Origin of the sequence: Jiella soli, from assembly GCF_020615385.1 — a bacterium.
Lineage (GTDB): Bacteria > Pseudomonadota > Alphaproteobacteria > Rhizobiales > Rhizobiaceae > VKMB-3413.
This window is the reverse complement of record NZ_JAJAVB010000032.1, coordinates 160,525-180,715: the sequence shown is the minus strand read 5'-3', so window position 1 is coordinate 180,715 and position 20,191 is coordinate 160,525. Positions and strand designations below refer to the sequence as shown.

The window sequence follows — 20,191 nt, the reverse complement described above, 5'->3', positions numbered from 1 at the left end:
GCAGCCTCGCGCCCTTGGCAGCCTTGTCGACATCCTTCCTCGGACCGCGGATCGCTCGACGCTGCGAAGCTCCGGCGCCCGCTGCTGACCTTCGTGCATGTCGACACGACGAACTGGGCGGTGACGCGCCACCTCCTGGCCCGGAAAGAACTGCCCGAGGTGGAGGAGATCCACACAGTCACCGGCGAGAGCGCCATGCTCCTCAAGGTCCGGACGCGGGACACGCAGGCTCTGGAAGACCTTCTGGAGCGGATCCATTCGATCGAAGGCTTCAAGGGCACGCGCAGCTACATCGCCCTGTCGACCTATCTCGAACGCGGCCCGAGCCCGGTCGCGACCGAATAGCAGCATCAGCCAAAGCGACCGAGGGCTCACGAGCCCGCCGTCATATGTCGTCACCGGGCTTGCCACGGAAAGGGAAGCGCGTCTTCGATCTCTGCAGCTTGATCGTCGAAATGGAGCGGCTGACGAAGTCGAGCGCCGAGTGGTGCCGGGACTGGATCAGGGAAGCCGTCGATGGATCGGCCGATCGCCCAGCGAAGACAGATCCGTCCGAACCGCCGCTACAGGAACCGTCCTCACCGAATGCCGCCGAGCCGGGCCGAGCATCGAGACGATCGGGCCATGGCGCCGATCCGCGACTTCCTGCAAGCCTTCCTCAGGCACCCTGTAAAGACCACCTTTGTCCAATTGCCTCACCAGCCGCAGCGGAAGTTGTGAATCTCCGTAGCGTATGCTTATAATCATGCCACCCACTTTGCCATGAGGAAGACTTTTCACTTCCGGTTCCGCCGTCGTTGACTGGGTGCTCGACACGAATCTGTCCGATCGAGGCCGCACTTGAGATGGGTAGAAGGAGAATTCATTCCGATGCGACGACCAATTCTCCCACTCGCTTCCGTTCTTCTCGTCCTCGCGACAGGTTCGGCCGTTGCCGAATGGACATACCTGATACCCGGCGACGGCGACCGGAATATTCATCGCGCATTCGCCTTTGCCGACAACAGTGGCGACCGGCTGGAGTTCGCCTGCACGACGGAACGGCGCGACTTCTTCTATTCCGCCGCTGAGGCTGTTTCGGACTCGGAGCTGGACGGGCTGAAAGCCGGCAAGCCGACCATTCTCGTCCGCCTCGATGAGGTCGGCGTGGTGCCGCTGGACGCGGACGACGCCTATCAGGATGGCGGCCGGCTGATATTCGTTACCTCCGTGAAGCCCGCCTTCATCAACGACCTTGCCAAGGCGCAGCAGCCGATCGCCGCAGGCATGCAGGCAGCTGGAGAGATCGTGAAGCAGAGCCTGTTCCCAACCGACGGCCTGGAGTCCGCGATGAAAGATCTGGCCAAAGGCTGTGGGTTCTAACCGCAATTGGAGCGACGCACGGCGAGCACCGAAGCTCTTCACCGCCCGTCGCGATCTCACGTCGATAAGCCGGCTCAGCGACCCTCCCGTCGACCCAGGTTCCGGAACTGGTTCCACAGGAGGCTGTCGGGCTTGACCGCCCATCGTCACGCAAACGCGTCCACGCGCCGCACAGCTTTCCACCGCAATCGAAAGGCAGCACCGTGCCATGCGCCTCCACGTCCGGAAAAATAAAAATCCAACGCGGTTCTTGTATATCGAGGCATAAAGGCGGATATAGAAGACGTCGATAGACGGTCAGACATCTTGACGTCCCGCTGCCTGCGCAGCGATTTTCTTGAATTCTTTCCAATTTCATCGATCTACAACGGTTCCTGACGCGCAGGGACCGGCCAGCACTTCTATGGAAAGGGTGTCCCATGACGACGGGAACCGTGAAATTCTTCAATATGCAAAAGGGCTTCGGCTTCATCGCGCCCGATGATGGCGGGACGGATGCCTTCGTCCACATCAGCGCGGTCGAGCGCTCTGGTCTCAGCGGCCTCCAGGACGGCCAGAAGGTCTCCTACGAGCTCGTCTCCGACCGCAAGAGCGGCAAGATGGCTGCCGAAAACCTGTCGACCGTCGACTGAATTTTCCCTGCGGCCGACATACCGGCCGCAGACGAACCGCATGGAGCAGGCCGGGTCGACCACGGATGTACTGGCGAACCCGGCCGCTCAATGCGGCAAGACGTGTCTCCATGATGAGCCGGACCGCGCCGCGAGCGGCGGTCCGTCCGACGAAGTAGCGCGAATACCCCGCGAGAGCTCGCATCCCAGGATCCGTGTTCCGATGGCAGACCGATCCAGGGAAACGATGCTGACTTTCGAGAAGGCATTTCGTCTCGCATCCGCCGATATGTCGCTTCCGGCTGGCACGTATCGTGTCCTGATCGAGAGCGAAGAGATCCCCGGACTGTCGTTCTCGGCCTATCGCCGATCCCTGACGCTTCAACTTCCAGCCATTTCGGTGCGTTCGAACCGCGTCCGGATGCTCCCTGTCGACACCGACGATCTCGTGGCGGCCCTGCAGGCTGACGGTCAGGATCCGACCGGCCGTTTCTGACGCACGACGGACGATCTCCTCAGGCTCTGCTCCAACCCGGACAGGCTCGCCGGCGCCCGCCGGTAGAACCGGCCCGCTAGTTGATCCGGCGTCCGTCCTCGGCGGCGAAGAGATGCAGCCGATCTGCCGGAAGACGGACCTTGATGCGGTCGCCCGGCCGCCACTCGGCTCGTCCCAGATGGTAGGCCTTGTGGCTGGTCTCGCGAAAGCGGAAATGGACGATCGCGCCCATGCCGGTCGGCTCGACGAGATCGACCTCGGCGTCGCTCGCGCCTTCCCCGGCCGCATCGCCGAGAAGGACGTGCTCGGGCCTTATGCCGAGCGTCACGCGGCCGCCCGAAGGGTCTCCGGTCAGGCCGGCGATTTCGAAGCGCGGGCCGTCGTCGGCGACGAGGCATGTCCGCCCCTCGCCCGCCACGGCGCAATCCGCCCCGAGGAAGTTCATCGCCGGAGAGCCGATGAAGCCGGCGACGAAGAGATTGGCCGGCCTGTCGTAGAGATCGGCCGGCGAGCCGATCTGCTGGATCGTGCCGGATTCCATGGCGACGATCCGGTCGGCCAGCGTCATCGCCTCGATCTGGTCATGGGTGACGTAGATCGAGGTCGCCCCGAGGCGCTGGTGAAGCTTCTTGATCTCGGCCCGCATCTGCTCGCGCAGCCGCGCGTCGAGGTTGGACAGCGGCTCGTCCCATAGGAAGGCCTGCGGCTCCCGCACGATCGCGCGGCCCATGGCGACGCGCTGGCGCTGGCCGCCGGAAAGCTGCCGCGGGCGGCGCTCCCGCAAGTCCGTGAGGCCGAGGATCCCGGCCGCGCCGGCGACCGCCGCCTCTATCTTGTCCTTTGCAAATTTGCGCAGACGCAGGCTGTAGCTCATGTTCCCGGCGACGGTCATATGCGGGTAGAGGGCGTAGGACTGAAAGACCATCGCGAGATTGCGCTCGCGCGGCGCCAGATCGTTGACCAGCCTGCCGCCGATCACGATGTCGCCGCCGGTGACCTCCTCCAGGCCCGCGATCATGCGCAGGAGCGTCGACTTTCCGCAGCCGGAGGGACCGACGAGGACGATGAATTCCCCCTTGCCGATGGACAGATCGACGGAGTGCAGGACTTCCAGATTGTGGAAGGACTTGCGTACCTGACGGATGTCGATTGCGGACATGGTGGAACGCTCCTCAGCCCTTCACCGCGCCGGCCGTCAGGCCCTGCACGAGGAAGCGCTGGATCAGAAGGAAGAACAGGACGGCGGGGATGAGCGCCAGGACGCCGGCCGCCATCATCTGCCCGAAGTCGACGCCGAACTTCGAGACGAAGGACAACAGGCCGACGGGAAAGGTGCTGACATCCGTCTTGGAGATCAGCATCAGCGCAAAGAGAAGCTCGCTCCAGGCGGCGGTGAAGACGAAGCCGAGCGTCGCCGCCATGCCAGGTAGCGTCAGTGGCACGATGATCTGGCGGAAGGCCATGAAGCGGCTCGCCCCATCGATCATCGCGGCCTCTTCGAGATCCTTCGGGATGGAATCGAAGAAGGATTGCATCAGGAAGACCGCGAAGGGCACGTTGAAGGCGGTATAGACGAGGATCAGGCCGGTCAGGCTGTTGGTCAGGCCGACGCTCGACAGGATCCTGAAGATCGGCGCGATCAGCATCACCAGCGGGAACATCTGGGTGACGAGCAGCAGGCCGACGAGCCACAGCTTGCCGCGGAAGGAAAACCGCGACATCGCATAGCCCGCTCCCGCGGCGACCAGCGTGACGATCGCGGCCGTCGAGAGCGAGACAATCAGACTGTTCTTGAAGAACTGTGGAAACGAGCTGTTCTCGATGACGAAGGCATAGTGCGCGAAGGTCATCTCCGACGGCCAGAGTCTGACGCCTTCCGAATAGAGGAGCCGTGTCGGGGTGACCGAGACCTTCAGAAGCCAGAAAAGCGGGAAGAGCGCCACGACGACATAGGCGAAGATCGCCAGTCTGTGGGCGACAAGACCGAGGATACGCTTATCGACGCGCGCCATGGTCACGACCGCGCCAGGAGCGTCTGCCGAAGGATCACGATCAGCAGCGAATAGATCATCAGGAGAACGAGGAGCACCATCGCGATTGCCGATGCGTAGCCGAAGTCGAGACGGCGGAAGGCCGTCGTGAAGATATAGCTGGCGACGATCTGCGTCTGGTCGGCCGGGCCACCCTTGGTCATAACCACGATGAGGTCGGCGAAATTGGCGATCCAGACCGTACGCAGGAGGACCGCGATGGCGATCGTCGGCGCCAGGAACGGCAGGGTGATCGAGCGGAATCGTTCGATCGCGCCCGCCCCGTCGATCGCCGCAGCCTCGTAGATGTCGCGCGGGATGGATTGCAGAGCGGCCAGCATGGTGATGGCGAAGAAGGGAATGCCCCACCAGACATTCGCGACGATCGGTCCCCACATGGCGTGGTCCGGGTCGGAGAGGATGTTCACCGGCTCGGCCATCAGCCCGAGCGCCACGAGCCAATGCGGGATCGGCCCAACCACCGGATTGAACAGCCAGGCCCAATCGAGGCCAGACAGGAAGCTCGGCACCGCCCAGGGCAGGAAGACCAGCGCCTGCACGATGCCGCGCCCAACGAAGGGCCGGTTCAGCAGAAGCGCCAGGATCAGGCCGAGGGTGAACTGGAAAAACACCGAGGTGGCGGTCCAGAAGACGGTGTTCTTCAGCGCCAAGAAGAAGTCGGCATCGCTGGCGAGCTTCTGGAAATTGGCCAGCCCGACGAAGCCGCCGCTGAACGGATTGAGCAGGCGAATGTCGCGAAACGCGTAGGTCATGCCGATGACCAGCGGCACCAGCATGACGGTGGCCACGAGGATCACCGCCGGCGCGCTGTAGAGATAGGGCTCGGCCATGGCGCCGAACCGATTTCGCGGGCTGCGGCGCCGCCTTGCGGCTGCGGTTGAACTGCTTGCGGTCATCGCCACCGTGACATCATGCTCGGGAAGACTGTGCGGAGAAAGGCTGCTGCGTCCCGGGGGCCGGTGGCTGGCTCCGGCTCCCGGGACACCGGACGGATCGCCCCTACCCGTCCGCGAGCTTCATCATTTGCCCATCTGCTTCTGCTTGGCGGCGGTCAGATAGTCCGCCCATTCCTGGCCGAGTTCTTCCGGCGTGATCTGCCCGAGCAGCGCCTGTTGGCTGGTCTTGATGACGAGCGAGTCCTTGAAGAAGGCGAACTCTTCCAGATCCGTCGGCATCATGGTCGGGTGCACGTCGGGATCGTTGAGTTCCTCGAACCAGCCCTTGAACTTGTCCTGGGCGTAGAACGGGTCGCTCTCTGCCGACTTCAGCACGGGCAGCGCCCCCGTCCGCTTGTTCCAGGCGATGTTGCCCTCGGGCCCTTCGAGCGTCGCAATCAGCTTCCAGGCGAGGTCCTTGTGCTCGCTGTTGGCGAACATCGACCAGCCGGCATAGCCGATGGTCGGGAAGGCCTTGCCGTCCGGCCCCTTCGGCATCGGCGCGACGCCGTATTCGTCCTCCTTCATGCGCTGGTCGATCGCGATCAGCGCGTCCGGATCCTGGTCGAGCATGGCGCAGGTTCCGGAATAGAAGCCCGCGACGATCTCGTTGAAGCCCCAGTTGACGGAGTCCTTCGGCGCCAGCCCGTCCTTGTACATGTCGATCAGGAAGGCGAGGCCCTTCACCCAGCCGGGATCGGCGAAGGTGGAGGTGCCGTCGTCCTTGAAGAACTCGTTGCTGCCGGCCATGGTCGCGCCGAACATCACCCAGCCGTTGAGGCCGCCCGGACCGCCGCGCAGGCAATAGCCCGACTTGCCCGGGAGCTTGGCGACCTTCGCCGCGATGTGGTGGAACTCGGCGAGCGTCTTCGGCGGGTTTTCGACGCCGGCGTCCTTGAACAGCGCCTTGTTGTAGAAGAGCGCGCGCAGATAGAAGCCATAGGGCAGCGTGTAGGCGGTCTTGTCGACGGCGCGTCCGAACTCCAGGGCGCGGTCGTTGAGGTCGGACGTGTACTGCCAGTCCTTGAGGTATGGCTCGAGGTTCTCGAGCGCGCCGTTCTTACCATAGAGCGCGAGCCAGGTGTCCGGCATCTCGACGACATCCGGCGTCTCGCCGGCCGAGACCATCGTCGCGAACTTCTCGAAGGCCTCGCCCCAGGGCAGCGAGGTGATCTCGACCGTCGTGCCCGGGTTTTCGGTCTCGAACTTGTCGACGAGGCTCTTCAGCGTCTCGGTCCGCTCCGGGCTGGTGATCACCTCGGTCAGCTTCAGCACCGTGTCGGCATGACCCGGCATCGCCATTCCGGCCAGCATGGTCGCGGCCAAAAGCAGTTTCTTCATCACTTCCCTCCTTCTCGTTAATCCCGATCGCCGTCTGTCTTCACCTGTCGCGGTCGCCGAGGCCGGCGCCGATCGCCGCCTCGAGATCCCGCCAAAGCAGATCGGCCCCCTCCAGGCCGACATGCAGCCGCACCGAATTCTCATCTATGCCGAAGGCGAGCGCGGGGTTGGGCCCAGCCGCCTGCGCCCGAACCACCCTGCCTGGCACAGCCAGGCTCTCATGCCCGCCCCAGCTCACGCCCAGGCTGAACACCGTCAGCGCATCGGCGAAGGCGGGAATGTCGATCCCCTCCTTGAACGTGAAGGAGAACAGGCCGGAGGTTCCGCTCAGCCCCTTCGGCAGCGCGTTGCCGACGAGCCGGGGATGCTGCACGGAGGCGACGGCGGGATGGGCGGCGAGCCGCCGGGCGATGTCGAGCGCCGCCACCTCGTGCGCCTTCATGCGGATCGGCAGGGTCCGCAGCCCGCGGATGAGCAGCCAGGCGTCGAAGGGCGAGAGCTTGCCGCCGAGATAGGGCAGCGCGCCCGAGCGGATGCGGCCGATCAGCTCGCGGGATCCGGCGACGACGCCGGCGACGACGTCGCTGTGGCCGCCGAGATATTTCGACGCCGAATGCAGCACGAGATCGCAGCCGAGCGCGACCGGCGTCTGGAAGATCGGCGAAGCCCAGGAATTGTCGATCACCGACACCGCGCCATGCTCGCGCGCCAGCGCCGCCAGGGTCGAAACGTCGTGGGTCTCCATCACCCAGCTGGTCGGGCTCTCCATGTAGAAGAGCCGCGCACCCGGCAACGCCGCGGCGACCTGATCGAGATCGCGGCCGTCGACATAGGTGACCTCGACCTTCAGCCGCTTCATCAGCCCTTCGAACAGGCGATAGGCGTCCGGATAGACGTGGCGCACGCAGACAATCCTGTCGCCGGGCTCGACGAAGGTCAGCACCGTCGAGGAGATCGCGGCCATGCCGCTGGCAAAGCCCAGCGCATCCTCGGCCCGCTCGAGTTCGGCGAGCTTCTCCTCGAAGATGCGCACGGTCGGATTCAGCCCGCGCGAATAGGTCGGCCGCACCTTCAGCCCGCGATAGGTCTCCTCCATGTCCTGATAGGATTTGAAGGTGAACAGCGACGTCTGCACGATCGGCGGAACGACCGCCTCGTAGGGATTGGGATCGTCATGCGCGACGATCCGCATGGCCTCGGCGAGATCGACCTCCTCGGTCATCGGGACATGTCCTTGATGTCTTCCTCGACGATGTCGAGGATCGCCAGCGTCTTTCCCCGCGCCGTCTCGGCATCGCCAGCCGAGATCGCGTCGAAGAGCTCGCGGTGGAAGGGAAAGGATCGCCGGGCGAAGTCCGGCCGGTCGAAGGGCTTTTCGAAGAAGTGCTCGAACGCCTCGCGGATCTGCTCCAGAAGCTGGCGGAACAGCGGGTTGCGGCTGGCGTCGTAGATGGTGAGGTGGAAGGCGAGGTCTTCGCGTCCGGCCGTGCCCCGTTCCAGATGCACGCGCTCCATTTCCTCGAGCGTCTGCCGCATCCGCTCCAGATCCGAGGCGGTCGCCCGCGTCGCGGCAAGGGCGCTCGCTTCCGCCTCCAGCCCGCGGCGAACCTCCAGCGTCTGCAGGAGCGCGTCGCGCAGCTCTCCCGTCTCGAGATGGAGCGGAAGATGTACCGTCTTGCCGCTCACCCGCGTCAGAAGGAAAGTGCCAACCCCCTTGCGTGTCTGCACCACGCCCAGCGCCTGAAGCTGGCGCACGGCCTCGCGGACGGTCGAGCGCCCGACTCCGAGGGCCTCCATGATCTCGCGCTCCGAGGGAAGCTTCTCGCCGGGCGACAGATCGGAACGGGCGATGAAATCGCCGAGCGCCGTCACGGCATCGGCGGTGCGGTATGACCTTGGAAGAGCGACAAGTCCGACGGACACGAGGAAATTCCCGAGGCTGACTTGTCTGACATCAGATAAGCTGGCGAGGTTCCTGTCAACGGCCTTGGTGTCCGTCCCCCTCAAATCCGGCCCGGCCGGAACGCTCAGGATCGTCCTCTCTCACATGACGATCGCTGCGGATCACGTGACCCGCAGCGACCATTTTCCAGCGTCTCGGCCGGTCCCGAGGAGCTTTACAGCGCCCCGATGGGGACCTTCAGATAGCGCATGCCGTTGTCTTCCGGCTCGGGCAGCGCGCCCGCCTTCATGTTCACCTGCAGCGACGGGATGATCAGCTTCGGCATGCCCAGCGTCGCATCTCGCTCGGTGCGGTATTTGACGAATTCCTCTTTCGCCTTGCCGCCGCCGACATGGATGTTGTGCTTCCTTTCCTCGCCGACGGTGGTCTCCCAACGGATTTCGCGGCCGTTGGGAGCGTAGTCGTGACACATGAACAGCCGCGTCTCGTCCGGCAGAGCGAGCACCTTCTGGATCGAGTCGTAGAGCGTGCCGGCGTCGCCGCCCGGAAAGTCGGCGCGCGCCGAGCCACCATCGGGCATGAACAGCGTATCGCCTACGAAGGCGGCGTCGCCCATCACATGGGTCATGCAGGCGGGGGTATGGCCGGGCGTGTGAATTGCCACGCAGGCCATCTCGCCGACCGAATAGATGTCGCCGTCGTCGAACAGCCGGTCGAACTGCGAGCCGTCGCGCTGGAACTTTGTCCCTTCGTTGAAGATCTTGCCGAAGGTGTCCTGGACGACCGTGATGTTGCGGCCGATGCCGAGCTTGCCGCCGAGCTTCTCCTGGATGTAAGGCGCGGCCGAGAGGTGATCGGCATGAACATGCGTCTCGATCAGCCACTCGACCTTGAGACCCTCGGACCTGACATAGGCGATGATCTCGTCGGCATGGGTGTAGCTGATGCGGCCGGCCGCATAGTCGATATCCATGACGGAATCGACGATGGCGCAGGCATCGGATGCCGGATCCTTTACGACATAGCTGATCGTGTTGGTCGCCGGGTCGAAGAATCCCTTGACCTTCGGCTTCACGTCGAGATGGACGGGGTAGGCCATCGTAACTTCCTCCTCCTTGTCGTTCTGTGGGATGCTCGCCGGATTTCCTGACCCGTTCGGCGGCCAAGGGCCGGCAGAGCCCATCTGCGCCCGCTCGCGGGCGTCATTTCCGACGCCGCCCGCTCCGGGCGCGGCGGCGTCGGCCTGATGCTCGTCAGTCGGCGGTGCCGACATCGGTCAGCCTGAGATAAGGCCGCAGCGTCTCGAAGCCCTGCGGAAACTGCCGCTTCGCCTCTTCGTCCGACAGCGACGGGCGGATGATCACCCTGTCCCCCGGCTTCCAGTCCGCCGGACAGGCGACGGACATCCGGTCCGTCAGCTGCAGCGCGTCGATCGCCCTGAGGATTTCGGAGAAGTTCCGACCGACCGTCATCGGATAGGCCATGGTCAGGCGGATCTTCATCTTGGGATCGATCAGGAAGACGGTTCTCACCGCCGCCGTATCGTCCTCGCCCGGATGGATCATGCCGTAGAGCTCGGCGACCTTCTTGTCCTTGTCGGCGACGATCGGAAAGGTCAGCGTCGTATTCTGTGTCGCGTCGACGTCGGAGATCCAGGCGAGATGCTCCTTGACGCTGTCGGTCGACAGGCCGAGCGGTTTGACGCCACGCTTTTCGAATTCCGGCGCAAGCTGAGCCGTCCGACCCATTTCAGTCGTACAGACCGGGGTGAAGTCCGCCGGATGGGAGAAGAAGAAGACCCAGGATCCGTTCGCCCAGTCATGGAAGCGAATGCGGCCCTGCGTGGTCTCGATCTCGAAATCGGGTGCTGTGTCTCCGATCCTCAGTGACATCTTACATCGTCCTTTCGTCTGTCGTGGTTGGTCCGCCGAAGCGGCACGGGGCGACCCTCGCGACGGGCCAAGAGCCGCGTAACCGGCATCTCGCGATTCAGGCAGCAGTCGATCGCCGGCATTTCCCGTCCGCCGGACGGATAACGGCCTTTCACTTGCAGAATATTTATACGATTCCCACCCGCTCAACCCTGCCTCTGGCCTCTGCGGCATGAATTATCATCGGCACCCCGCATATAGATTACGATATGGTATATTGACAAGAGGTATAATATGCATATTTTGAAATCGAACTGATGGAGATCGCATGTCGGACCCCGCCTCCAAGCCCCAGCACCAGCCGCGCATCGGCGACGTCGCGCCGGACTTCTCCTGCCGCTCCACCAAGGGCGAGGTCAGGCTGTCGGATCATCGCGGCCGGTGGCTCGTCTTCTTCTCCCACCCGGCGGATTTCACCCCGGTCTGCACGTCCGAGTTCGTCGCCTTCGCCAAGGCCGCGGAGACGTTCGATGCGATCGGCTGCGATCTCCTCGGCCTCTCCGTCGATAGCCTGTTCTCGCATCTCGCCTGGGTCCGGGCGATCGAGGAACGCTTCGCCCTGAAGGTCCCCTTCCCGGTCGGCGAGGACCCGTCGATGGCGATCGCGAAGGCTTTCGGCATGCTGGACGCAGCCGCCGGCACCAGCGCGACGGTGCGCGGCCTCTTCATCATCGATCCGCAGGGGATCGTCAGGATGTCGTCCTTCTATCCGATGTCCACCGGGCGCTCCGTCGCCGAAATCCTGCGCACCGTCCGCGCCTTGCAACTTTCCGACAGCCACGACGTCGCCACCCCCGAAGGCTGGCAGCCCGGCGAAGAGATTATCGATTTCGCGGACATGGTTCGCGAAGACGGTCTCGGCGTCTCCGACTGGCTCTATCGCACCCGCAAGCTGGAGGCGTCGGAGTGATGGAGACGCCTCCGCGGATCGACAGTGAGCCGATCCTTGAAACCGCCGACCTCTTCAAGCGGCTGAGCCACCCCGCGCGGCTGGCGATCGTCTGTCACCTTGCCGCCGGCGAACGCTCGGTTGGCGAACTCGAGACCGATCTCGGCCTGCAGCAACCGTCCCTGTCCCAGCAGCTGACCGACCTGCGAAAGGCCGGCCTGATCGCGCCGCGGCGGCAGGCCAAGCAGGTGTTCTACCGGCTGACGGACGAACGGGTGGAGCGGGTCCTCAATCTCCTGTGCAACACGGCTGTGCCGGGTCGCTCACCCGCCATGGAACGCAGGCCCGTCGTGCCGATCACGGCCGCCGTCTTCGCGAAGGTCGGCCCCTCCGCAGGTACCGATGGCGATCCCGATCGTCCGCAAAAGGCGGCAGCCCTCGCCGAGCCAAGCTGACCGGGAAGGCAAAGACCGGCGTGAGCCGCCGGGAGATGCGGCGCGCGGGGAAGAGGCGCTCGCCGCAGAAGACGTGACGTCGAGATCGAAGAACAACGGATAAAAAGGGAGACTCTCATGTCAGAGGCCAAGAAACTCACACCCCAGATCGCCGTGCGCGATCAGGTCCGGCCGGAGGAGATCCCCGGCCTGAAGTCCGCCGGCTTCCGCGCGATCATCGCCAACCGCCCCGACGGCGAAGGCGGAGATCAGCCGACCTTCGCGGAGATCGAGGCGGCAGCGACAGCAGCTGGCATGGAGGCGCGTTACCTTCCCGTCGAGACGGGCAAGGTGTCGGACGAGGACGCGGCAAGGTTCGGCGCGACCCTCGAGGAACTGCCGAAGCCGGTCGTCGCCTTCTGCCGCTCGGGGACCCGCTCGACCACGCTGTGGTCGCTGTCTCAGGCTGGTCGGATGCCGCTTCCCGAGATCCTCGAACGGGCAAAGTCCGCCGGCTACGACATGTCCGGCGTCACCCGCCGTATCGCCAATGGTGGGCACGTTCCCCTGGACACGAGCGAGACCAGCCACGACATCGTCATCGTCGGCGGCGGCGCCGGCGGCATCGCCGCAGCGGCAAGCCTCCGCGCCCGAGCCAATGACCTCGACATCGCGATCATCGACCCGGCCGACATCCACTACTACCAGCCCGGCTGGACGTTGGTCGGCGGCGGCGTGTTCAAGCCCGAGGACACCCGCAGGGACATGGCCTCGCTGATCCCGGACGGGGTCAAGTGGATCCGCGCGGCGGTCGCCGCCTTCGAACCCGAGGCGCATGCGGTGATCCTCGAAGGCTGCCGGGTGGTCAGATACAAGAAGCTGATCGTCGCGCCGGGCCTCAAATTGAACTGGGGCGGTGTCGAGGGTCTGGAGCAAACCCTCGGCCGCAACGGCGTCACCTCGAACTACCGCTACGATCTCGCTCCCTACACCTGGGAGCTGGTCCGGTCGCTCTCGGGCGGAACGGCATTGTTCACCCAACCGCCAATGCCGATAAAATGCGCCGGCGCTCCGCAGAAGGCGATGTACCTCTCCGCTTACGAATGGGAGCGGCGAGGAGACCTCGAAAACGTCAATGTCGAGTTTCTCAACGCCGGCGGCGTCCTCTTCGGGGTCAAGGACTACGTCCCGGCGCTCATGGAATACGTCAAGCGCTACGGCATCGACCTCACCTTCAACCACGACCTCAAGAAGATCGACGGGCCGGCGAAGACCGCCTGGTTCGAAAAGACCGATGCCGGGGGCAACAAGGAGATCGTCGAGCGCAAGTTCGACATGATCCATGTCGTCCCGCCACAGACCGCGCCCGACTTCATCCGTGTCTCGCCACTCGCCAACGAGGCGGGCTGGGTCGAGGTCGACCAGGCGACGCTGCGCCATGTGCGCTATCCCGACATCTACAGCCTCGGCGACGTCATGAGCGCGCCGAATGCCAAGACCGCTGCCGCTGCCCGCAAGCAGGCGCCGGTGGTCGCGGAGAACCTCTTGCGTGACCTCGGCCGCATTGATGAGCCGCGCAAGGCGATCTACGATGGCTATGGCTCCTGCCCGCTCACCGTGGAGCGCGGCAAGGTCGTGCTCGCCGAATTCGCTTATGGCGGTCGGCGCGTGCCGAGCTTCCCCAGATGGTTCATCGACGACCTGAAGCCCTCCAAGACCGCCTGGCTGCTAAAGGAAAAGATCCTGCCGCCGGTCTACTGGCAGGCGATGCTGAAGGGACGCGAGCCGATGGCAAGGCCCGAACATGAAAAGGCCGGCGCCGCCTGATGGCCACGGCGATCTGCGGCGATCCAACCGGGATCGCTGCACCACACATCCTCCGACACCGCGTGATCTGACGATGAATCTCGAACCGCTGCAATATCTTCTGGGCGCCTTTTCCGGCTCGCTGGTCGGACTGACCCTCGGCCTGTTCGGCGGCGGCGGTTCGATCCTCGCCGTGCCGCTGATGGTCTATCTCGTCGGCGTGCCCAACGCCCACATGGCGATCGGCACCAGCGCCTTCGCCGTGGCGGCGAATGCCGGCACGAACCTCGTCAGCCATGCTCGGCTCGGCAATGTCAAATGGCGCTGCGCCGCGGTCTACAGCGTCGCCGGGATCGTCGGCGCGTTTCTCGGTTCGACCCTCGGCAAGGCGATTGACGGGCAGAAGCTCCTGTTCCTCTTCGCCCTCCTGATGATGGTCGTCGGCGTGCTGATGGTCCGCGGGCGCGGGCGCGAGGGCAATCCCGGTGCCGAATGCAACCGCGAGAACGCGCCGAAGGTCCTCGGCTTCGGCGGACTCACCGGCGCCTTTTCCGGCTTCTTCGGGATCGGCGGCGGCTTCCTGATCGTCCCCGGCCTCGTCGCCTCGACCGGCATGCCGATGCTGAACGCGATCGGCTCCTCGCTGGTCGCGGTGGCCGCCTTCGGCCTGACGACGGCGTTGAACTACGCCCTGTCCGGCTTCGTCGACTGGCCGCTCGCCTTCGTCTTCGTGGGTGGCGGCATTGCCGGCGGCGTCGTCGGAGCCTTCGTCGCCCGCTTCCTCGCCGGGAAGAAAGGCGCCCTCAACATCGCCTTTGCCGGCCTGATCTTCGTCGTCGCGATCTACATGATCATCAAGAGCGCGACGGCCTTCCTCTGATCCTCGAAACTGGAGCTTGAAAGACATGGCCCTCTTACGAACTGCCAATGTCGGGACCACCGACCGGATCGTGCGTCTCGTGCTCGCGCTCTTCGCAGCCTATGCCGGATACGCCCTCACGGCCGCGCCCTGGACCTACCTTGCCTACGCGGTCGCGGTCATCCTCGCGCTGACCGCCCTCGTCAGGGTCTGCCCGGCCTATGCCCTCTTCGGCCTCAGCAGTTGCCGGAGCCGCGCCGCCGGCTGAGCCAGCTCTGCAGCATCCCACCATTCCTGCCGCGCAGCGCGGTGCGGCAGGGAGATTACATCCGCGCAGGGGAAACTGCGATGCCTCTCGACACCCTCACCCCCTTCACACCCTACGCCTCGACGATCGGCGGTGTTCTCATCGGCCTCTCCGCTGTCCTCGTGATGGCGCTGTTCGGCCGGATCGCCGGCATTTCCGGCATCACCACCGGCGCGGTGCCGATGCGCCGCGACGACTGGGACTGGCGCATCGCCTTCGTGCTCGGGCTCGTCGCGGCTCCCTTCCTCATTGCGGCGGTCACCGGCGCACCGGTCCACCAGACCGTTTCGGGTAATCTTCCCGCCATGGCCGTGGCCGGCCTCCTCGTCGGCTTCGGCACCGTAATGGGTTCGGGCTGCACCTCGGGCCATGGGGTCTGCGGTCTCGCCCGGCTATCGCCGCGCTCGCTGGTCGCCGTCCTCACCTTCATGGCGAGTGCCTTCGTCACCGTCCTCGTCCTGCGTCACCTCGTCTGAGATTTAAACTCCATGCGTATTCTCCTCGGCTTACTCTCCGGCCTCCTCTTCGGCGTCGGCCTCGTTATTGCCGGCATGTCCGATCCGGCCAAGGTCATTAACTTCCTCGATGTCTTCGGCACATGGGATCCGAGCCTCGCCTTCGTCATGGGCGGCGCGGCGATCACCACCTTCATCGGCTATCGGCTGGTCTGGCGAAGCAAGAAGCCGCTGCTGCTGGCGGACTTCCAGGTCCCGAGACGAAGCGACATCGACCGCGACCTCCTGTCCGGCGCCGCGATCTTCGGCATCGGCTGGGGGATCGGCGGCTTCTGTCCGGGCCCTGCCTGGACGGCACTCGGCCTCGCTGCGCCAGGAACGCTCGTCTTCCTGCCGGCGATGCTGGTGGGCATGGCGCTGGCGACCGTCTTGAAGGAGCGCGGGACGGCTGTCGCCTGACCTCGCGCCGACCTCAGACCGACGACCGCCGCGCGACGAGGTCGATCAGCGCCGAGCGGCCGCCATGGCCGCTACCCTCGAAGATCTCCGAATCGTGCTCTTCGAGATGCAGGATGTCGAGGTCCGCGAAGGCCTCTTCCAGAAGGGCGCGCGTGTACATGTTCTCGCGCTGCGGCGGCCCGCCGGTGCCATAGTCGACCTGCTCCGGCCGGTAGCCCTGCAGGATCAGGAGCCCGCCCGGCCGCAGCGCCGCCTGCATGCGGTCGAACAGGATCGCCCGCATCGACGGGTCGGCGAACTGGATGAAGATCGCCACGGCCACGTCGAAGTCCGCCTGCGGCCAGTCCCAGTTGATCACGTCGGCGAGCCTCGCATCGAGCGCGACCCCGCGCGCCGCCGCGAGCGCCCGCGCCTTGGCAAGGCCCCGCTCGGAGGCGTCGATGGAGGTGACCGCCAGCCCTGTTTCGGCCAGGAAGACGCCGTTCCGCCCTTCGCCGTCCGCGACCGCCAGCGCCCGCTGCCCCGGCTCCAGGCGGTAGGCCTGGCTCTTCAGGAAGGCATTCGGCTCTGTCCCGAAGAGATAGTCCTCTCCGGCATAGCGCTCGTCCCATCGCATCATCGATCTCCTCTCGAATTCGCCTCAAGTCGTCGAAAGCGGCGCCTCGACCGCCTCGGCGTCCGGCCTCAGGTGCAGATCCGCCCGCAGCCCTCTCGGCTCGCGCCGGGCGAGGATCAGCCGGCCGCCAAGCTTTTCGGCCGCAATCTCTACGATCGCAAGGCCGAGGCCGCTGCCCACCGGCGTCCGGTTGCTGCCGCGAAAGAAGCGGCTCGTCGCCCGCGCGATCTCCGCGTCTGACATTCCCGGTCCTTCGTCCTCCACCGCGATCGCGTCCCCAGTCCATGAGATCGAGACCGTTCCGTCCGCCGGCGAATGGCCGACCGCATTGTCGACGAGATTGCGGAGCGCAAGCGACAACAGCATCTCGTTCGCGGTGATCCGGATCTCATGGAGCGAGGGATCGAGCCGCAGATGGCCTCCGCCGGCGGCAAGCCTCTCCTCCTGTCCGGCCGCCGCCTCGCGCACAGCCTCGAGCAGGCTGAGCGGCTTGGCGTTCCCGGTGGTGACCGCTTCCGCCTCGGCCATGGCCAGCAGCTGGCGCACCAGCCGCGCCGTCCGTTCGACCGCCGTCACGATGTGGTTGAGCGCCAGCGTCCGCGTCTCATCGCGGTTGGCCTTCAGCGCGATTTCGGCTTGGGTCTTCAGCCCGCTCAAGGGTGTTCGCAGCTCATGCGCGGCATAGGCGAGGAACTGGCGCTCGCGCTCGCGCGCATCGGCAACGCGGCGGAAAAGCCCGTTGAGCGCGGTGACGACAGGGCCGATCTCCGAAGCCGTCGCAGCCTCCTGAGGCAGCGGGTGGAGATCCTCGGCGTCCCGGCTTTCCAGCCCCGCCGCGAGCTGCGACAGCGGCTTCAAGCCCCGGCCGACGCCGAACCAGAGGATCGCGGCGAGGACCGGCAGGATCAGAGCCATCGGCAGGACGAGGCCCTTTACCATGTCGCGTACCAGCCGGGCCCGGATGTCCAGATTGTCGCCCACCAGCACCTGCACGCCCCGCGCCTTGTCGGTGATCGCGTAGACCCGCCAACTGTCGCCGCCGATCATTTGCTCGGCGAAGCCGTCCGGATGGTCCGATAGGCGTTCGGCCGGGGCGCCGTCGGATCTGCCGATCAGCGTTCCGGTCAGCGACCAGATCTGGCAGGAGAGCTGCCGCTCGTATGGACTGTGCCCGACCTTCGGCATCACACCCTGGTCGAGCGAGGCGACGGCGGTGTCGATCTCCTGGCTGTCCACCAGCGACGAGACCATGCGCGCCGCCTCCATCAGGCGGGCGTCGAGCACATGCTCCACCTCGGCCCTTGTGCTGAGATAGACCCAGGCGGTCGCGAACAGCCAGACGAGGCCGGTCGCGGCGATGAGGACGAGGAACAGCCGGGCGCGCATCGACCGCATCGCCGTCACGGCTCCCGCAGCCGGTAGCCGACGCCGCGCACGGTCTCGATGAAGCGGCTGCCGAACTTGGCTCTCAGATGGTGGACATGTACTTCGACGGCGTTGCTCTCCACCCCCTCCTGAAAGCCGTAGAGCCGCTCCTCGAGCCGCGCCCGCGACAGGATGGCGCCGGGATGCTCCATCAACGCGTGGAGGATGGTGAACTCGCGGCGGGACAAGCCGATCGGCTGACCGTCAACCTCTGCCTCCATGCGCGCCGGGTCGAGCATGACGCCGGCAAATTCCAGATGCGCGGTCCGACGCGCCGGGCCGCGGCGGACGAGCGCCCGCAACCGCGCCGCCAGCTCGTCGAGATCGAAGGGTTTGCCGAGATGATCGTCGGCGCCGCCGTCGAGCCCCTTGATACGGTCGGCGACGCTGTCGAGCGCGGTCAGCATCAAGACCGGCGTCGCGTCGCCGCGCCGACGCATCGTCCGCAGGAGCTCATGGCCGCTGCCGTCCGGCAGCATGACGTCGAGCGCCACCGCCGAGAAGCCGCCGGCCATCAGTGCCGCATCGGCCTCGGCGGCGGACACGGCGAGGTCCGGCGTGAAGCCGTTCATCGTCAGCCCGACCTTCAGCCCGTCGCCCAGGATCTCGTCGTCTTCGACGATCAGGATACGCATTGGCCGCCGCCCTCACCTCTTGCTGCGTTCCCCTCCGGTCAACCCTTCCCGGCTTAAGGCTGCCTTAAGCTCGCGAGCCGAAGCGCCCTCTCCAACGCAACAAGCCGAGGCGATTTCATGACCCTGAAGATCCTGCGGGCCGCAGGCCTTTTGGCAACGGCGCTTGCCGCCGCCGGCTGCTCGACGACGGAGAGGCCTTCGGTCCAGACGCTCGCCTATCAGCAACCGCAGGCGCCGAAGCCAGACCCGCGTATCGCGCGAATGTACGGCGCAGAGGAGGACAATGGCTGGCACATCCCGGCCGTCGATCCCGCCGGGATGAAGCCGCGCAACATCCGCCAGGTGGTCGACTACCGGACCGACCAGCCACCCGGCACCATCGTCGTCGATCCGCACGCCAAGTTTCTCTACCTCGTGATGGAGAACGGCAAGGCGATGCGCTATGGCGTCGGCGTCGGCAAGGCCGGGATGGAGTTCACCGGCACCGGCACGATCGCCCGCAAGGCCGCCTGGCCGCACTGGACGCCGACCCCGGACATGATCGAGCGCGAACCCGAAAAATATGGCGGCGAGTTGCGCCACGGCATGGACGGAGGCATCCGGAACCCGCTCGGAGCCCGCGCTCTCTACCTCTACAAGAACGGCCGCGACACGCTGTTCCGCATCCATGGCACCAATCAGGAATGGTCGATCGGCCACGCCGTCTCCTCCGGCTGCATCCGGATGCTGAACCAGGACGTCATCGACCTGAACCGCCGCGTGCCGGCCGGCACCAAGGTCGTCGTCGTCGGCATGGACCAGACGACAGCCGGGACGAACAATGGAGAACCGACATCATGACGATGCATCGCAGGACGTTCCTGACCGCCGCGCTCGCCGGCGGCGCCACGCTCGCGGCCGGGCGGAGCTTGGCCGCCGCCCCCGACCCGATGTCGAAGGAGGCGGTGCTCCACGACCCGCAGGCGCCGCTGCTCGGCAATCCCAAGGGCGATGTCACCATCGTCGAATGGTTCGACTATCAGTGCCCCTACTGCAAGCAGGCCTATCCGGACGTCATGAAGATCGTCCGGGACGACGGCCAGATCCGGCTTGTGATGAAGGACTGGCCGATCTTCGGGCCGCCATCCGAATATGCCGCGCAACTGACGCTCGCCGCCGGCAAATATCGTCCGCAGGCGCTCGACGCGCTGATGAGGACGCCCGGCCGACTGACGAACCCGGAAATCGACGCGACGCTGAAGGCCGCCGGCTTCAACATCGCGGCGCTGAAGTCCGCCTACCGGCGCGACCAGGCGCGCATCGACGAAATCCTCACCCGCAACAAGACACAGGCAGAGGGCTTCGGCTTCTTCGGCACACCCGCCTACATCGTCGGAACCGTGGTCTTCCCGGGCGTTCCGAAGATGGCCGACTTCAAGCAGGCGATCGCCGACGCCCGCGCCAAGAAGAGCGGCTGACGCTGGCCGGTCTCCCGCCCGTAGCCTGCCGCCAACGCGACGGGCCCGGTGCCGTTTCGTCGGGACCTTCGGGTCACGCACCCGGGGGATCTTTTGGTTCGGCTTTTCCCGCGGCGCGTTGACCGGCATCAAGGTCGCTCTCGGCGGAACCGGCCATAGGTGGCCGTGATGGCCGCCAAGCCCGCTCGCGCATAAGCGCCGCAGCCGGGCGTCGTCGGC

General features: G+C 65.6%; 24 protein-coding genes. 13 read left to right on the top strand and 11 right to left on the bottom strand.

The window, feature by feature from the left end; all coding sequences use genetic code 11:
- Positions 1 to 93 precede the first annotated feature (93 nt).
- The 4 genes from LH400_RS21045 (at position 94) to LH400_RS21030 (ending at position 2,469) form a co-directional block, all read left to right on the top strand.
- Entirely contained in the window at positions 94 to 345 is a 252-nt protein-coding gene (locus LH400_RS21045) for an Lrp/AsnC ligand binding domain-containing protein (protein WP_229155294.1), read from the top strand.
- Between the two features lie 525 nt (positions 346 to 870).
- Positions 871 to 1,362, top strand: coding sequence for a hypothetical protein (locus LH400_RS21040; protein WP_229155293.1), 492 nt, complete (start codon positions 871 to 873; stop codon positions 1,360 to 1,362).
- A gap of 419 nt (positions 1,363 to 1,781) precedes the next feature.
- Complete coding sequence (locus tag LH400_RS21035) at positions 1,782 to 1,994, top strand: cold-shock protein (RefSeq protein ID WP_229155291.1); 213 nt, start codon at positions 1,782 to 1,784, stop codon at positions 1,992 to 1,994.
- 226 nt (positions 1,995 to 2,220) lie between these two features.
- Complete coding sequence (locus LH400_RS21030; RefSeq protein ID WP_229155289.1) at positions 2,221 to 2,469, top strand: hypothetical protein; 249 nt, start codon at positions 2,221 to 2,223, stop codon at positions 2,467 to 2,469.
- 76 nt (positions 2,470 to 2,545) lie between these two features.
- Here the strand turns inward: LH400_RS21030 and LH400_RS21025 are convergent, their stop codons facing one another.
- From LH400_RS21025 to LH400_RS20990, 8 genes are all read right to left on the bottom strand, one after another.
- The gene (locus LH400_RS21025) at positions 2,546 to 3,628 is read right to left on the bottom strand and encodes an ABC transporter ATP-binding protein (protein WP_229155287.1); all 1,083 of its coding nucleotides are present in this window, start codon (positions 3,626 to 3,628) and stop codon (positions 2,546 to 2,548) included.
- Between the two features lie 13 nt (positions 3,629 to 3,641).
- Positions 3,642 to 4,481 carry a carbohydrate ABC transporter permease gene (locus LH400_RS21020; protein ID WP_229155285.1) on the bottom strand — a complete coding sequence of 280 codons (840 nt, stop codon included), beginning with the start codon at positions 4,479 to 4,481 and terminating at the stop codon, positions 3,642 to 3,644.
- 2 nt (positions 4,482 to 4,483) lie between these two features.
- Positions 4,484 to 5,416: a carbohydrate ABC transporter permease gene (locus tag LH400_RS21015; RefSeq protein WP_370638451.1), complete on the bottom strand. Its 933-nt coding sequence runs from the start codon at positions 5,414 to 5,416 to the stop codon at positions 4,484 to 4,486.
- Positions 5,417 to 5,539: 123 nt separating this feature from the next.
- Positions 5,540 to 6,796, bottom strand: a complete 1,257-nt coding sequence (locus tag LH400_RS21010) for an ABC transporter substrate-binding protein (RefSeq protein ID WP_229155283.1) — start codon at positions 6,794 to 6,796, stop codon at positions 5,540 to 5,542.
- 40 nt (positions 6,797 to 6,836) lie between these two features.
- On the bottom strand, positions 6,837 to 8,018 hold the full coding sequence (locus LH400_RS21005; RefSeq protein ID WP_229155282.1) for a PLP-dependent transferase: 1,182 nt from the start codon (positions 8,016 to 8,018) through the stop codon (positions 6,837 to 6,839).
- Positions 8,015 to 8,719: a FadR/GntR family transcriptional regulator gene (locus LH400_RS21000; protein ID WP_229155281.1), complete on the bottom strand. Its 705-nt coding sequence runs from the start codon at positions 8,717 to 8,719 to the stop codon at positions 8,015 to 8,017. Before LH400_RS21000 ends, LH400_RS21005 begins: the two co-directional genes overlap by 4 nt.
- 194 nt (positions 8,720 to 8,913) lie before the next feature.
- Positions 8,914 to 9,798 (bottom strand): MBL fold metallo-hydrolase, encoded by an 885-nt coding sequence (locus LH400_RS20995; protein WP_229155280.1) that lies wholly within the window; start codon positions 9,796 to 9,798, stop codon positions 8,914 to 8,916.
- Positions 9,799 to 9,952: 154 nt separating this feature from the next.
- Entirely contained in the window at positions 9,953 to 10,591 is a 639-nt protein-coding gene (locus tag LH400_RS20990; protein ID WP_229155279.1) for a peroxiredoxin, read from the bottom strand.
- Between the two features lie 307 nt (positions 10,592 to 10,898).
- On the opposite strand from LH400_RS20990, the gene LH400_RS20985 reads away from it, so the two are divergent.
- The 7 genes from LH400_RS20985 (at position 10,899) to LH400_RS20955 (ending at position 15,839) form a co-directional block, all read left to right on the top strand.
- Complete coding sequence (locus tag LH400_RS20985; RefSeq protein WP_229155278.1) at positions 10,899 to 11,540, top strand: peroxiredoxin; 642 nt, start codon at positions 10,899 to 10,901, stop codon at positions 11,538 to 11,540.
- Positions 11,540 to 11,974: an ArsR/SmtB family transcription factor gene (locus tag LH400_RS20980; RefSeq protein WP_229155276.1), complete on the top strand. Its 435-nt coding sequence runs from the start codon at positions 11,540 to 11,542 to the stop codon at positions 11,972 to 11,974. The genes LH400_RS20985 and LH400_RS20980 overlap by 1 nt, the downstream gene beginning before the upstream one ends.
- Before the next feature lie 117 nt (positions 11,975 to 12,091).
- Positions 12,092 to 13,780 carry a bifunctional protein tyrosine phosphatase family protein/NAD(P)/FAD-dependent oxidoreductase gene (locus LH400_RS20975; protein ID WP_229155274.1) on the top strand — a complete coding sequence of 563 codons (1,689 nt, stop codon included), beginning with the start codon at positions 12,092 to 12,094 and terminating at the stop codon, positions 13,778 to 13,780.
- Between the two features lie 73 nt (positions 13,781 to 13,853).
- Positions 13,854 to 14,639 carry a sulfite exporter TauE/SafE family protein gene (locus tag LH400_RS20970; protein WP_229155272.1) on the top strand — a complete coding sequence of 262 codons (786 nt, stop codon included), beginning with the start codon at positions 13,854 to 13,856 and terminating at the stop codon, positions 14,637 to 14,639.
- Between the two features lie 25 nt (positions 14,640 to 14,664).
- The gene (locus LH400_RS20965) at positions 14,665 to 14,886 is read left to right on the top strand and encodes a YgaP family membrane protein (RefSeq protein WP_229155271.1); all 222 of its coding nucleotides are present in this window, start codon (positions 14,665 to 14,667) and stop codon (positions 14,884 to 14,886) included.
- Positions 14,887 to 14,966: 80 nt separating this feature from the next.
- Entirely contained in the window at positions 14,967 to 15,401 is a 435-nt protein-coding gene (locus tag LH400_RS20960) for a YeeE/YedE family protein (RefSeq protein WP_229155270.1), read from the top strand.
- Positions 15,402 to 15,413: 12 nt separating this feature from the next.
- Complete coding sequence (locus tag LH400_RS20955; protein ID WP_229155269.1) at positions 15,414 to 15,839, top strand: DUF6691 family protein; 426 nt, start codon at positions 15,414 to 15,416, stop codon at positions 15,837 to 15,839.
- A 13-nt stretch (positions 15,840 to 15,852) separates the two neighbouring features.
- Here LH400_RS20955 and LH400_RS20950 read toward each other — a convergent pair whose 3' ends face one another.
- From LH400_RS20950 to LH400_RS20940, 3 genes are read right to left on the bottom strand one after another with little or no spacing between them, the layout of a single operon-like run.
- Positions 15,853 to 16,458, bottom strand: a complete 606-nt coding sequence (locus tag LH400_RS20950; RefSeq protein ID WP_229155268.1) for an SAM-dependent methyltransferase — start codon at positions 16,456 to 16,458, stop codon at positions 15,853 to 15,855.
- Positions 16,459 to 16,479: 21 nt separating this feature from the next.
- Complete coding sequence (locus LH400_RS20945; RefSeq protein ID WP_229155267.1) at positions 16,480 to 17,850, bottom strand: ATP-binding protein; 1,371 nt, start codon at positions 17,848 to 17,850, stop codon at positions 16,480 to 16,482.
- A 5-nt stretch (positions 17,851 to 17,855) separates the two neighbouring features.
- Positions 17,856 to 18,515, bottom strand: a complete 660-nt coding sequence (locus tag LH400_RS20940) for a response regulator transcription factor (protein ID WP_229155266.1) — start codon at positions 18,513 to 18,515, stop codon at positions 17,856 to 17,858.
- Between the two features lie 117 nt (positions 18,516 to 18,632).
- Between LH400_RS20940 and LH400_RS20935 the strand changes: the two genes are divergently transcribed.
- Together LH400_RS20935 and LH400_RS20930 are read left to right on the top strand one after the other, a co-directional pair.
- Positions 18,633 to 19,355, top strand: coding sequence for a L,D-transpeptidase (locus LH400_RS20935; RefSeq protein ID WP_229155265.1), 723 nt, complete (start codon positions 18,633 to 18,635; stop codon positions 19,353 to 19,355).
- Positions 19,352 to 19,972: a DsbA family protein gene (locus LH400_RS20930; protein ID WP_229155264.1), complete on the top strand. Its 621-nt coding sequence runs from the start codon at positions 19,352 to 19,354 to the stop codon at positions 19,970 to 19,972. Before LH400_RS20935 ends, LH400_RS20930 begins: the two co-directional genes overlap by 4 nt.
- The last annotated feature ends 219 nt before the right edge of the window (positions 19,973 to 20,191 follow it).

What these genes read in the sequence shown, in the direction of transcription:
- LH400_RS20945 (WP_229155267.1), bottom strand. Translation starts at nt 17,850, where the DNA reads ATGCGGTCGATGCGCGCCCGGCTGTTCCTCGTCCTCATCGCCGCGACC.
- LH400_RS20965 (WP_229155271.1), top strand. Translation starts at nt 14,665, where the DNA reads ATGGCCCTCTTACGAACTGCCAATGTCGGGACCACCGACCGGATCGTG.
- LH400_RS20950 (WP_229155268.1), bottom strand. Translation starts at nt 16,458, where the DNA reads ATGATGCGATGGGACGAGCGCTATGCCGGAGAGGACTATCTCTTCGGG.
- LH400_RS20940 (WP_229155266.1), bottom strand. Translation starts at nt 18,515, where the DNA reads ATGCGTATCCTGATCGTCGAAGACGACGAGATCCTGGGCGACGGGCTG.
- LH400_RS20985 (WP_229155278.1), top strand. Translation starts at nt 10,899, where the DNA reads ATGTCGGACCCCGCCTCCAAGCCCCAGCACCAGCCGCGCATCGGCGAC.
- LH400_RS20990 (WP_229155279.1), bottom strand. Translation starts at nt 10,591, where the DNA reads ATGTCACTGAGGATCGGAGACACAGCACCCGATTTCGAGATCGAGACC.
- LH400_RS20970 (WP_229155272.1), top strand. Translation starts at nt 13,854, where the DNA reads ATGAATCTCGAACCGCTGCAATATCTTCTGGGCGCCTTTTCCGGCTCG.
- LH400_RS21025 (WP_229155287.1), bottom strand. Translation starts at nt 3,628, where the DNA reads ATGTCCGCAATCGACATCCGTCAGGTACGCAAGTCCTTCCACAATCTG.
- LH400_RS20935 (WP_229155265.1), top strand. Translation starts at nt 18,633, where the DNA reads ATGACCCTGAAGATCCTGCGGGCCGCAGGCCTTTTGGCAACGGCGCTT.
- LH400_RS20930 (WP_229155264.1), top strand. Translation starts at nt 19,352, where the DNA reads ATGACGATGCATCGCAGGACGTTCCTGACCGCCGCGCTCGCCGGCGGC.
- LH400_RS20960 (WP_229155270.1), top strand. Translation starts at nt 14,967, where the DNA reads ATGCCTCTCGACACCCTCACCCCCTTCACACCCTACGCCTCGACGATC.
- LH400_RS20955 (WP_229155269.1), top strand. Translation starts at nt 15,414, where the DNA reads ATGCGTATTCTCCTCGGCTTACTCTCCGGCCTCCTCTTCGGCGTCGGC.
- LH400_RS21005 (WP_229155282.1), bottom strand. Translation starts at nt 8,018, where the DNA reads ATGACCGAGGAGGTCGATCTCGCCGAGGCCATGCGGATCGTCGCGCAT.
- LH400_RS21040 (WP_229155293.1), top strand. Translation starts at nt 871, where the DNA reads ATGCGACGACCAATTCTCCCACTCGCTTCCGTTCTTCTCGTCCTCGCG.
- LH400_RS20995 (WP_229155280.1), bottom strand. Translation starts at nt 9,798, where the DNA reads ATGGCCTACCCCGTCCATCTCGACGTGAAGCCGAAGGTCAAGGGATTC.
- LH400_RS20975 (WP_229155274.1), top strand. Translation starts at nt 12,092, where the DNA reads ATGTCAGAGGCCAAGAAACTCACACCCCAGATCGCCGTGCGCGATCAG.
- LH400_RS20980 (WP_229155276.1), top strand. Translation starts at nt 11,540, where the DNA reads ATGGAGACGCCTCCGCGGATCGACAGTGAGCCGATCCTTGAAACCGCC.
- LH400_RS21010 (WP_229155283.1), bottom strand. Translation starts at nt 6,796, where the DNA reads ATGAAGAAACTGCTTTTGGCCGCGACCATGCTGGCCGGAATGGCGATG.
- LH400_RS21030 (WP_229155289.1), top strand. Translation starts at nt 2,221, where the DNA reads ATGCTGACTTTCGAGAAGGCATTTCGTCTCGCATCCGCCGATATGTCG.
- LH400_RS21035 (WP_229155291.1), top strand. Translation starts at nt 1,782, where the DNA reads ATGACGACGGGAACCGTGAAATTCTTCAATATGCAAAAGGGCTTCGGC.
- LH400_RS21015 (WP_370638451.1), bottom strand. Translation starts at nt 5,416, where the DNA reads ATGACCGCAAGCAGTTCAACCGCAGCCGCAAGGCGGCGCCGCAGCCCG.
- LH400_RS21020 (WP_229155285.1), bottom strand. Translation starts at nt 4,481, where the DNA reads ATGGCGCGCGTCGATAAGCGTATCCTCGGTCTTGTCGCCCACAGACTG.